Genomic DNA, 11226 nt, shown 5'->3' with positions numbered 1-11226 from the left:
GAGATGAGGGGCGGCCGAGTTGCCGCAGGCACGAGCGCCCCGAGACGAGGGCTCGACCGATGAAGCTGCGTAAAGGGTTCCGCCAGATGGTCGACGAAGCGAAATCGCGGATTCGGACCATCGGCCTGGACGAGGCCCGCGCCCGCTACGGCCGCGACGACGTGGTCTTTGTCGACCTGCGCGACGTCCGCGAGCTCGAGCGGGAGGGCATCATCCCCGGCGCCTTCCATTGCCCCCGCGGCATGCTCGAGTTCTGGATCGATCCGGAGAGCCCCTACCACAAGGAGGTCTTTGCCTCCGGAAAAGAGTTCGTCTTCTTCTGCAACGGCGCCTGGCGATCGGCCCTGGCGGCCGACGTTGCCCAGCAAATGGGGCTCGAGCCCGTGTGCGAGATGGACGGCGGCTTTGCCGCGTGGAAGAAGGCGGGCCATCCCGTCGCGGACCGCCCGAAGAAGAGCTAGCCCTCCCCGCAGGAGTCATCCCTGCCTCGCAAGACTCGGCGGGAGGGGTCCTCTTTGGCCTCGGGAAGGCCGATTACCGGGGTGAGGGTAATCGGCGGCGGAGCCCGCCCCGAAGGTTTTCGAGATGAGGGGCGGCCGAGCTGCCGCAGGCACGAGCGCCCCGAGACGAGGGCTCGAACTGAGGAGACCGCGATGCTGAAAGTTTCCATCTGCCCGGTATGTCAGGAGTGGGTCCTCGATGAGCAGAAGTGGACGGCCAATTCCGCGGGGGAGCGTGTTCACCTGGACTGCGCCAGAGAGCACGGGCGGCCCGCATACCGAAGGAGCAGCTCCCGCGACCGATAGTGGCCGCCCGCGTGGAGGCCACCGGCTGACCGAATGAGACGACGAGTCTATCTGGCCCTTCCCAATGGCGGTGTGGTCACTCTCTACCGCCTCGCGCGAACTCCCAACGGTCTGTTCGTGGTAGGCACCATGCCGAAAGCCGGCGCCGGGCAGCACCTCTCCTACCATGAGGACGGGGTGTGCTTCGATCATTCCGGCGGTCAACGGACCCGCGGCCGGCGGCGCCCGCTGACCGGATACACGGGCGAGGTGTCCCTTGTTCTCACCCACCTGGTGCTCTACCAGGTAGAGGCCAGCGAGGTCGTGAATCTGGATCAGGTGCGGGCCGGGGACATCCTGATCGATCGGCCCGGGGATATCGGCATCGAGATCATCCTCTCCAACTCCCTGGAGGAGCTGCCCGCGAGGCCGGACCGGCAGAATGCCGATCTGCACTGCATCCCCATGGTTCCGCAATTGCTCGTCGAGGTTTTCGATGTCACCGGACCCTTGGGACCCGCGCGATTCCCCGACCCTGCGGACTGGGAGCCGCCCTACCTCCGCGAGCCGGGCCGTCAGTCCAGCCGATAGACCCGCCGCGCCGTCCCGTTGAACAATGCCCGCTTCTCGTCGGCGGAGGCGCCGGAGGCGATGCGCTTGAAGGCATTCCACTGGGCGATGATGGGAAGATCGGGGTCCAGAATCAGTTCCGAGGGCTGCTTGGCCAGCCACGCCTCGTCCGGCGCCTGGGTCCGTCCGAACTGCGTTGGCCGCTCGGACTCACTCACGACCCGCCTCCGCCCGCAGCGCGCGATCGACCGAGCCATACTCCGCCTCGATCGCGGGCACCTGGGTCACGACGTCCGACATGCTTCCCGCTCGCGCCAGACGTTCGAGCTCGGCACACAGCGAAGAGAGGGCGAAGGCTCCGAGGGTTGCGCTAGTGCCCTTCAGGGCATGGGCGCTCGCCGACACCGCCGCCACGTCCCCTCGCGCCGCGGCCTCTCGCAAGGCGAGGAGCACCGACGGGCTGCGATCCAGGAACGTCGAGACGACCTCCCGCAAGGCGGCGGCATCGCCCAGATCCTCGCGTAGTTGATCGAGCACCCGCCGATCGAGGGCATCTCGAGTGGTGGTCCCGTCGCCAACGGACGCCCGCTCGGCCATCCGCTCGGTGGTCAACGGTCGGCACCGGCTGAGCGCTCGCGCCAGCTCATCGAGACGCACCGGCTTGACGACGTAGTCGTCCATGCCCGCGGCCAGACACCGTTCGCGATCGCCCTCCATCGCCTCCGCCGTCATGGCGATGATGCGGGGGCGCTCGCGGGGAGGCCAGCGTGCGCAGATGGCCCGGCTCGCCTCGAGGCCATCCATCCCGGGCATCTGCACGTCCATGAGAACCACGTCGTACGGCGCGCGGTCGAGGTGGTCCAGCGCTTCGTGCCCATTGGCCGCCATATCGGCCTGGTACCCGAGTCGCTCGAGCAAGCGCAGGGCGACCTTCTGGTTGACGGCATTGTCCTCGGCCACGAGGATCCGCAACGGGCCCGCGGGCGTCACCGACTCCGGCGATGGCTCCCCGGTCGCGGCCCGCGCAGCGTCGGGAGCTTCTCCGAAGATCTCGAGGAGCCGGTCGTAGAGGAGCGAGAGCTTCAGAGGCTTCGACAGCACGGCGGCAAAGCCGACCTCCCGATGGGCCGCGGGAAGGGCCTGGCCCATGGAAGACAGCAGGACGAGGGCGAGCGACTCAGGACCGCGGTGACGGCGGATCTCCCGGGCGAGGGCGAGGCCATCCATGTCGGGCATCTGGTAGTCCAGGAGGACCACGTCGTAGGGATCTCCGCGTCGGATCCACTCGAGCCCCTCGTGCGGCGATCCGGTCTCCCGGGCCAGCAACCCCCATCGCTCCGTCTGCAGCTTCAACATGCGACGGTTCGAGCGATTGTCATCGACGATCAGTACTCGCTTTCCCTCCAGCTCGCGATGCCCGCCCGGCCGTGCCGCGGGGGCCGGGACCGCCTCGGCCACGATGGTGAAATGAAACGTCGAACCCTTGCCGACCTCGCTCTCCGCCCAGATGCGGCCGCCCATCAGCTCGCACAGGCGCTGGCAGATGGCGAGCCCGAGACCCGTGCCCCCGTAACGACGCGTGGTAGACGCATCGACCTGACTGAACGACTTGAAGAGACGACCGAACAGGTCCGAAGGAATTCCGATGCCCGAGTCGCGCACGGTGAAATGCACCTCGTGCCGAGACCCGTCCCGCGGGGCCGCCGACACCGTGACCACGATCTCTCCCGCCTGGGTGAACTTGACCGCGTTGCTCAGGAGGTTCACCAGGATCTGCCGCAGGCGTCCGACATCTCCGACGAGGGTCGGCGGTACTGTGCTCTCGACGAGGTAGGTGAGCTCCAGGCTCTTTTCCGCTGCGTTCGACGCCACGAGCTGGATGGATTCCTCGATGCACCCGGCCAGGTCCAGGGGCGCCTGATCGAGCTCGAGCTTTCCTGACTCGATCTTCGAGAAGTCAAGGATGTCGTTGATGAGGGTCAACAGGTGGTCGCCGCTCGTCCGAATCGTCTCCGCGATCTCGCGCTGCTGGTCGTCGAGTCGCGTGTCCATCAGCAGAGTCGACATGCCAATGATCGCGTTCATGGGCGTCCGGATCTCGTGACTCATGTTGGCGAGGAACTCCGACTTGGCCTGGGTCGCCGCCTCGGCCACCTCCTTGGCGTGCTCGAGGTCGGACTCCGCCCGCTTTCGCTCGATGAACTGGCCGACCTGCCCGCCCACCGCCTCGAACATCTTGAGCACGTCCTCGTCGGGCTTCCGGATCTCGGGACTGAAGAATTCCATCACCCCCAGGAACCCGCTCGAGCCCACGATGGGGAAACCAAAGGCTCCGTGGAGCCCGTCCTTGGCGGCAGAGCCGGCGCGGGGGAAATTGGGGTCCTGGACGACATCGGAGATCCAGGCGGCTCTGACTCCGCTCCACACGCGGCCGGGCAACCCGACGCCGGGCGGAAACGTGATGCGGTGGTTCATTTCCGTGAGCTCCTGGAGCTTCCAGGTCGGAGCCGTCCACATCTCGGCGCAGCGAAGCACCTTCGCGTCCGGATCAACGGCCCAGCGAGCGCCCACCACCCAGTCCAGGCTTTCGCACACCTCCTGAAGAATCCGGGGCATCGCCTCCTCGACGGTCCTTGACTCGATCAAGATGTGGGTCGTCGCGTACTGGGTGGCCAGCCGGCGCTCGCCGACCTTGCGCCGGCGGTCTGCTCGATCCAGTGATGCGGAAGTGATCGTGATCAGCGCCGCGAAGATGACGATGTTGGCCACCACCGCCATGGCCAGGCCAAGCTCGGAGCCGAAGAGCCCGGCCCGCTGGCCCAGCAGTCGGAGCCAGCCCAGCAAGATCGGGATGAGGATCGCAGCGGGGAGCAGGCGGCGGGCCAGGACACCGCCCGCGTGGACGCTGGCCATGACCGACACGAACCCTCGGTCCGGTCGCGCGCAGACAATGCCCAGACCGAGAGCAAGGAAGGCGATCGCGGTCGGGAGGGCCATGGGAATGTAGTTAGCGACACCGTAGAGCTCGCCGACGTCGTAGGCATATCCCACCACCGACGTCAGGGCGACGGTAGTGGGGACGAGGACGAGGAGTTGGGCCGGACGGTACCCGGGCCGAGGTTCCCAGTCGAGCAGCAGCAACGTCGCACCAATGAGCAGGAAGTTCAGCCCGGTGTTAGGCGCGATTCGGTTGGTACCGAGCTTCTCTCGATACATGACCTGGTCGAGCCCGAGGTTATCGCCGATCACGTACCCGATCAGGGTGGTCCCGCCGATGACGATGACGAAGCCGGCCCCTAGCTGCGCCGCGCGGCGGGCCGTCGTGGCAGAGGGCGCCTGCAGCAGCCACAGCGAGCCGGTGCCCGCGATGAAACCGAGAGCGGTCAGGGGGTTCATGGCGACATGTTTGCGAAGACCGCTCGTGAGCGCGGCGATGTCGAGCTGCCATCCGATGAGGACGAGGCCGCCGACCGCCAATACGAACAGGCTCATCACTCGCGACACGGTCTTCGAGGAAGCGACCCACTGGGGGTCGAGGTTCGTCTCCGCGAGCCGTGCCGTGGTCATTCGCTAGCTTCGCTCATGCGCCGCCGCCGGAGTCCACGCCGCGCCGCAGGAGCCACGCGTGTACTCGCGCCCGCACGTGCGCGGGTCGGAACGGCTTCGTCAGATAGTCGGTCACCCCTGCCGCGAAGCCTACCGATGTGTTCTCCACACCCGCTTGCGCAGTGATCAGCACGACGGGCAATCCGCGAAGGTGCGGGTCTGCGTCCTTTCGGAGCATGCGTGTCACCTCCACGCCGCTCAATCCCGGCATCTGCCAGTCCAGGAGCAGGAGGGCCGGGCGCTCGGCGCGGGCCAGACGCAAGGCCGTCTCGCCATCGCTCGCGGTGAGCACGCGGAAGCCGCTCGGCTCCAGGCTGAGGGTCAAGAGCCTCACGATGGTCGGATCGTCATCGGCCACGAGGATGGTCGCCGGTCCTGCTCCCGGAGTTGCGCTCGCCTCCGGGCTCGCGGGTTGAGCTTCGGCACCCTCTCGCTCGGCAAGCTCCAGCACCTGGCCCTCGGCGGCGCCAAATACTTCGAGCCCATTTCCCGCCGCCGTCGACCGCCGTCGGCAGAGCTCCACCAGTCGATCCACGGCCTGGTCGTCCCGCAGGGGATCGTGGTGAGTGAGGGCCAGGCGCTTGGCGCCGGCGGCCAGGGCATAGTCCACCGCCCACTCGGCGGGCGAGTGACCCCAACCCGTCTTCTGTGGATACTCATCAAGGCTGTACTGAGCGTCGTGGATGACGAGATCCGCGCCGGCCAGGAACTCGACGTGACGGCGATCCTCGGCATGCACGGGGGGAACGCCAACCCCCGCGAGGGCCCGAGTGGCCGCGTCGACGACGTGGGGCGCGTGGGGCTCGTGATCGACCGAATAGACGACCGCCACCGAGCCGACTTCGAGACGATATCCCAAGGCGAGGGCGGGATGATTGAGATACTTGGCGACTACCCGCACCCCGCCGAGCGCGAAGCTGCCCTCGACGAGGTCGTGATAGCGGACGGTGGCGCCGAGCTGCTTCAGGGTGACGGGAAAGTAGGTGTACTCCATCTGTCCGGCCAGGGTTCGTTCCAGCTCCTGTCCGAGGCCGCCCGGAGCATAGATGTCCCATTCGTTGCGAGGGCCGAAGAGGGGCGCGAAGAAGGGAAACCCCTGGATGTGATCCCAGTGCGTGTGCGTGATGAGGAGATGTCCGCGCTGCGGTGACCCGCCGGATTCCAGCGACTGCCCCAGCCCGTGGGCCCCGGTGCCGCAATCCAGAACGATGAGCGTCCCCTCCGCCGTGCGCACTTCCACGCACGACGTGTTGCCACCGTAGCGGAGCGTAGTCGGTCCCGGCTTGGCCAGCGATCCCCGGGTGCCCCAGAATCGGATCAGCATCCCGCCCCCTGGACTGCCTTTCGCGTCGACACCGTAGCGCACCCTTCCGGCGAGAGCAAGGCTACACCTGCCGGGAACCGTGCGCGCGCTTCAGATATCGCCGGTCGACCGCGGATCGCCTTCGGCGGCCGCGACCTTCGCGCGAAGATACTCAAGATGCAGCCGCAGGTGATAGTGCTCCTCTCGGTACGATGCCGGCACCTCCACCTGTCGCACTTCACGTTCGATGCGGTCCATCTCCTGCCGAAGCGTCGCCTTCTGGCCGGGCGAATGCTTTTCGCGCAAAAGGAGATCGACGGCATCGAGATCGTCGTACCAGCGATAGATTTTTGACCGAACTCGCCATTGGTACACGGATGGGGCAATTTTGATGAGCGGAAACAGGACGGCAATCAGAGGAACCAGCATGATCTTCAACCGATCGACCAGGGTGGCCGCCCAGAAGGGCAGGTAGCGGATCAGGAACGGCGGACCGGCCTGGTAGTAGTGCCGGGCCTCGTCACTCAGAGGCACGTCCACGCCATCCGGCGAGGGAAACTGTCGGGGCTGCTCAAAGAGGCCGCCCGGGCTGTGGACGGTGCTCGCCGTGATCAAGAGGAGATTGCTCAAGGCGGGATGAAGGTCACGTCGGATCACGAGGTTGACCGCCGCCGCCATCAGCACCGTATCCTTGGCGGGCAGATCCGCGGCCAGATCCAACGCCCCCTCGGGGAGGATGACCTTCCTGAGAAATGGGAACAATCGCGTATACGCATCCGCTCTGGAGAAACTGACCAGAGTGACGCCCCGGCCGCGAATAGCCTCCCGGACGGCGCGCGCCTCCGGCCCGGCGACCAGAAACATCGCGTGGGCTGTTCCGCGCTCGAGGGCCCTGACGGCGTCGAGCCCGGTGAGGGGCAGGAGCTGTGCGGAGGCCGACGTGACCCGGTTGGCTCCGAGAAGAAGCTCGGCGAGGGCGCGTGTGCCGCTCCCCTCCGGCCCGATGGCCAGGCGCTTACCATTCAGCCCGTTGAGATCATGGCCTTGGATCGTGGCGCGCGTGAACACCCAGACGGGCTCGAGATAGAGGCTGCCGAGGGCGAGCACGTCAGATGACGGCCCCGCCGTCAACACGCCACCCTGAACGAAGGCGACATCGACACCGCGGTCGGAATCCTCAAGAAGGCGCACGTTCTCGACCGAACCCGAAGTGGACCGCACGTCGAGGGCGATCCCCTCGTGCGCGAGCAATTTGCCGAACCGGAGTCCCACCTGGTAGTACACGCCGTCCGGCGGTCCCGTGGCCATGACCAGGCGCCGCGGCGGAGCCGGCTTCATGAAGGACCAGGCCACCACAAATGCCGCGATCACGAAAACGAGCGCGGGCGCGGAGATGTACAGGTGATCTCGCGACAACCAGTCCCGAAGCCTTCGGCGCGCCGGCATCAGTGACATGCTATGCCAGCGCTGCCGGCGCCGCCAGAAAGGAATCGCTCCTCTTGCCAAGTCGTGTCGGGGCCCGTATTCTTCCTCCGCGATGATCACGCGGTTCTCGACGCTCTACGTCGGTCATATCGAGCTCGAGCACTGCGGCCTGTCCGGTACGCCCGCCGATGACCGGCGGTATTCCAATGACCGGCTCATCGAGGCGTTCGACACCACCATCGCCCTGGCCCGCGCCGCCGACACGCTGGGCTACGAGACCCTGTGGCTGGCCGAGCACCACTTCCAGCACGAAGGGTACGAGTGCATCCCCAATATTCCGATGCTGGCCGTGGACCTCGCCCATCGCACCGAGCGCATCAAGATCGGCTGCGCCTTCAACGTCGTGCCCACCTGGCATCCCCTCCGGCTCGCCGAAGACTACGCCACCGCGGATATCCTGACCAAGGGCCGGGTCGTCTTCGGAGTCGGACGCGGCTACCACACCCGCGAAGTGGAGAGCTTCGGCAACCCGATGCTGGACGCCGAGGCGAACCGCGAGCTCTTCGAAGAGCAGATGGAGATCATCCTGAAGGCATTCCGTGAGGAATCCTTCTCGCACCAGGGCAAGCGATACACCATTCCCCCCGAGGTGCCCTATCGCGGGTACCCGTTGAAAGAGATCACGCTGGTGCCCCGACCCGTGCGTCAGCCCGTCGAGATCTGGCAGCCCATCGTGAGCGGCAGCGCACGGGGCCTGGACTTCATGGCCAGGCACGGCATCAAGGGCATCGTCTCGGCTACCGCCGAGGAGCTCGTCCAGCGCTGGTTCCGCGACTACCAGGAGGCGGCTCGCCGCCACGGACGAGAGCTCGAGCTCGGAGAGGACCTGATCTTCGGCTTCCGGATGTGCATCGATGAGACCGCGGATCGAGCGATGCAGAAGGCGCGGCCGTACTTCGAAGAGCACGCGAAGGTCATGGCCCCTCTGGGCATGCTGCGCTACGGCGAAGAGCACGTGAAGGCCGTGGTCGCCCGCCAGCCGCAGTCGGCGACCGCGGCCACTCTGGAGAACGGCGTGCGCAATCGCGCGTGGCTCTGCGGGCCGCCCGGAGACATCGTCGCCTATCTGAAAGAGATCGAGCAGCGGTACCCCGGGCTGGACCACGTCATGATCGGCTGGGCCATCGGGACGCCGAGAGAGGTCATGATCGAGCAACTCACCCGCTTTGCTCGAGAGGTCATGCCGGCGTTTCGCCGGTAGATAGCTCGGAGGGGGGCTCCGCCCCCTTCCGAAGCCTCCCCCGACGCAGTGCGAGCCGCAGGACGTCGTGGGGCTGGGGCCCCGCCGTCCGAGGCGAACGATCTGAGAACTGCGCCGGCAAGCCGGCGCTCGAAGCGGAACATCCCCGCTCGCGGGGCTGGGGAACTGCTAGGACAGACTCCGCCCCCTTCAGACTTTGGGCGGGCTTCCCTTCGGGCCGGACCAGAGCCCTCCCGCCAAATAGCCGCCGTCCACCGCGAGGGTGTGTCCGGTGATGTAGCGCGCGTCGTCGGACGCGAGGAAAAGGGCGGCCCGCGCCACGTCCTCAGGCTCGCCGAAGCGTCCCAGCGGAATGCGCTCCACTCGCCGGCGCCGCGCCTCCTCGGGAAGGCTCCGGGTGAGCCGCGTGTCGATCTGGGCGGGGGCGATCGCGTTCACCGTGATGGAATGCTGGGCCAGCTCCACCGCCATGGTCTTCGTCAGCTCGACCACGCCGGCCTTGGCGGCGTTGTAGCCGACGAGGTTCTCGACCCCGCGAAAGCCATTGATCGACGCGGTGGTGATGATCCGTCCCCCGCCCTGCTTGACCATCTGGCGCGCGGCGGCCTGGCAGCACAGGAAGACGCCGGTCAGATTGACGCGCAGCACGCGATGCCACTGAGCCTCGGGATGCTCGAGGAACGGCGCGGAATGCGCGATTCCCGCATTGGCGAACATCACGTCGAGCCGTCCGAATTCCGCGACCACCCGCTCCACGAAGGCCTGCACCTGCCCGGCGTCACCGACATCCACCCGGACCGCGATGGCCTTGCCGCCACCCTCGCCGATTTCCTTGGCCACGGCCTGGGCGGCCTCGAGCTCGACATCGCCGAGTGCCACCAGAGCACCCTCGGCCGCGAAGGCCAGCCCTGTCGCGCGCCCGATACCGAGCGCTCCCCCTGTGATGGCCGTCACCCGTTCCGGCAAGCGCATACTCCCGCCTCCATTTCCAGATCAGAGTTAGTCTACGAAAGCCGGCTCCCCTGGCGCAGAGGGTTCATCGATCCAGCTCGAAAGGAGACCAGGCCATGCGGCCGCTGATCAGCACGGGGCTGTGGCGATGGATCGAGGAGAATCGCGCCAGCTTCGAGCCGCCCGTGGGCAACAAGGTGATCTGGGAGGACTCGCAGTTCACGGCCATGGTCATCCGCGGGCCGAACCGCCGGCGCGACTTCCACGATGATCCCTCCGACGAGATCTTCTACATGCTCAGAGGCGGCATGACGCTCGAGTACATCGACGAGGGCGGCCGGCGCCAGCACGCCGTCATCCAGGAGGGCGAGATGCTGCTCGTCCCCGCCCACACGCCCCATTCGCCCCATCGCCCCGCCGATACGTGGGGCCTGGTCATCGAGATTAAGCGCGGCGCCCGGGACGAGGAATCCCTGCTCTGGTTCTGCGAGCGCTGTGACAGGGAGCTCCATCGCTTGACCATGAGCGCCATGGACATCGAGCGCGATCTCCGTGCCGCCATCGAAGCCTTCGACGCCAGCGCGGACCTCCGCACCTGCCGTGCCTGCGGCCACATCCAAAGCAACCAAGCGCCCCTCCCGATACCCCCGCCCTAGGCCTTCCCGCCTTAAGCCTTGTTGAAAGAGGAGGGCGGCTCAAAAAGGTCCAGATGCGAGGCGGCGCCCGAAGGTCGCACGCGAGGCGTACTCCCTGTACGTTGAGCGTGCGACCGAGGGCGCCAACGAAGCAGATGGGCCTTTTTCAGCCGCCCTACACGGTCATGCCGCTGCCGCCGTCGAAGTTCACCGAGGCGCCCGTGATGTACGTCGCCCGCTCGGAGACGAGGAAGGCGAAGAGGTCCGCGAACTCCGAGGCATGGGCCACGCGGCCGAGGGGCACGCGCAGCTTGGCCAGCTCGGCGTAGTGGGCCTCGAGGTCGCCCTTGGCCCGCTTGGCGATCTGGGCGCTGCGCACCAGCCCGATGCAGATCGTGTTGACCCGGATATTGTCGGCGGCGTACTCGTTGGCGAGCGACTTGGTCAGGTTGAGGCCCGCGGCGCGCGTCACCGAGGTGGGCAGGGCCCGGGGCTGCGGCGCCTTGCCGCCCACCGTGGTGATATTGACGATGCGCCCGCCCCCGCGCTTCTTCATGTGGGGGATCACGAGGCGAGACATGCGCACCGCGCCCATGACCTTGAGGTCCCAGTCGGCCTGCCAGGTCTCGTCGTCCACCTTCTCGAAGGCCGCCGCCGCCGAGGTGCCGGCATTGTTGAGGAGGATGTCGA

General features: G+C 67.0%; 10 protein-coding genes. 4 read left to right on the top strand and 6 right to left on the bottom strand.

What is annotated here, in order from left to right:
• The first annotated feature begins 59 nt into the window (after positions 1 to 59).
• Both VGT00_04860 and VGT00_04855 read left to right on the top strand, forming a co-directional pair.
• On the top strand, positions 60 to 461 hold the full coding sequence (locus tag VGT00_04860; protein HEV8530724.1) for a rhodanese-like domain-containing protein: 402 nt from the start codon (positions 60 to 62) through the stop codon (positions 459 to 461).
• Positions 462 to 839: 378 nt separating this feature from the next.
• Positions 840 to 1376, top strand: coding sequence for a hypothetical protein (locus VGT00_04855; protein ID HEV8530723.1), 537 nt, complete (start codon positions 840 to 842; stop codon positions 1374 to 1376).
• Here VGT00_04855 and VGT00_04850 read toward each other — a convergent pair.
• The 4 genes from VGT00_04850 to VGT00_04835 all read right to left on the bottom strand — a co-directional run bounded on the left by VGT00_04850 (position 1361) and on the right by VGT00_04835 (position 7710).
• Complete coding sequence (locus VGT00_04850) at positions 1361 to 1573, bottom strand: hypothetical protein (protein HEV8530722.1); 213 nt, start codon at positions 1571 to 1573, stop codon at positions 1361 to 1363. The genes VGT00_04855 and VGT00_04850 overlap by 16 nt on opposite strands.
• A complete protein-coding gene (locus VGT00_04845) occupies positions 1566 to 4922 on the bottom strand; it encodes a response regulator (protein ID HEV8530721.1) in 3357 nt (1118 codons plus the stop codon). Before VGT00_04845 ends, VGT00_04850 begins: the two co-directional genes overlap by 8 nt.
• A gap of 13 nt (positions 4923 to 4935) precedes the next feature.
• Positions 4936 to 6285, bottom strand: a complete 1350-nt coding sequence (locus VGT00_04840; GenBank protein ID HEV8530720.1) for a response regulator — start codon at positions 6283 to 6285, stop codon at positions 4936 to 4938.
• A gap of 90 nt (positions 6286 to 6375) precedes the next feature.
• Positions 6376 to 7710, bottom strand: a complete 1335-nt coding sequence (locus VGT00_04835; GenBank protein HEV8530719.1) for a TAXI family TRAP transporter solute-binding subunit — start codon at positions 7708 to 7710, stop codon at positions 6376 to 6378.
• Positions 7711 to 7801: 91 nt separating this feature from the next.
• Between VGT00_04835 and VGT00_04830 the strand changes: the two genes are divergently transcribed.
• A complete protein-coding gene (locus VGT00_04830) occupies positions 7802 to 8950 on the top strand; it encodes an LLM class flavin-dependent oxidoreductase (GenBank protein HEV8530718.1) in 1149 nt (382 codons plus the stop codon).
• A 189-nt stretch (positions 8951 to 9139) separates the two neighbouring features.
• Here the strand turns inward: VGT00_04830 and VGT00_04825 are convergent, their stop codons facing one another.
• Complete coding sequence (locus tag VGT00_04825; protein ID HEV8530717.1) at positions 9140 to 9922, bottom strand: SDR family NAD(P)-dependent oxidoreductase; 783 nt, start codon at positions 9920 to 9922, stop codon at positions 9140 to 9142.
• Between the two features lie 95 nt (positions 9923 to 10017).
• Between VGT00_04825 and nbaC the strand changes: the two genes are divergently transcribed.
• Positions 10018 to 10557 carry a 3-hydroxyanthranilate 3,4-dioxygenase gene (nbaC, locus tag VGT00_04820; protein ID HEV8530716.1) on the top strand — a complete coding sequence of 180 codons (540 nt, stop codon included), beginning with the start codon at positions 10018 to 10020 and terminating at the stop codon, positions 10555 to 10557.
• 154 nt (positions 10558 to 10711) lie between these two features.
• Here the strand turns inward: nbaC and VGT00_04815 are convergent.
• On the bottom strand, positions 10712 to 11226 hold a 515-nt coding region (locus VGT00_04815; GenBank protein ID HEV8530715.1), incomplete at its 5' end, for an SDR family oxidoreductase.

The organism is Candidatus Methylomirabilota bacterium, assembly GCA_036002485.1.
Lineage (GTDB): Bacteria > Methylomirabilota > Methylomirabilia > Rokubacteriales > CSP1-6 > AR37.
The sequence above is the reverse complement of the archived record's forward strand: the minus strand, read 5'-3'. Positions and strand labels throughout refer to the sequence as shown.

What these genes read in the sequence shown, in the direction of transcription:
- VGT00_04860 (HEV8530724.1), top strand. Translation starts at nt 60, where the DNA reads ATGAAGCTGCGTAAAGGGTTCCGCCAGATGGTCGACGAAGCGAAATCG.
- VGT00_04855 (HEV8530723.1), top strand. Translation starts at nt 840, where the DNA reads ATGAGACGACGAGTCTATCTGGCCCTTCCCAATGGCGGTGTGGTCACT.
- VGT00_04845 (HEV8530721.1), bottom strand. Translation starts at nt 4,922, where the DNA reads ATGACCACGGCACGGCTCGCGGAGACGAACCTCGACCCCCAGTGGGTC.
- VGT00_04840 (HEV8530720.1), bottom strand. Translation starts at nt 6,285, where the DNA reads ATGCTGATCCGATTCTGGGGCACCCGGGGATCGCTGGCCAAGCCGGGA.
- VGT00_04835 (HEV8530719.1), bottom strand. Translation starts at nt 7,710, where the DNA reads ATGCCGGCGCGCCGAAGGCTTCGGGACTGGTTGTCGCGAGATCACCTG.
- VGT00_04830 (HEV8530718.1), top strand. Translation starts at nt 7,802, where the DNA reads ATGATCACGCGGTTCTCGACGCTCTACGTCGGTCATATCGAGCTCGAG.
- VGT00_04825 (HEV8530717.1), bottom strand. Translation starts at nt 9,922, where the DNA reads ATGCGCTTGCCGGAACGGGTGACGGCCATCACAGGGGGAGCGCTCGGT.
- nbaC (HEV8530716.1), top strand. Translation starts at nt 10,018, where the DNA reads ATGCGGCCGCTGATCAGCACGGGGCTGTGGCGATGGATCGAGGAGAAT.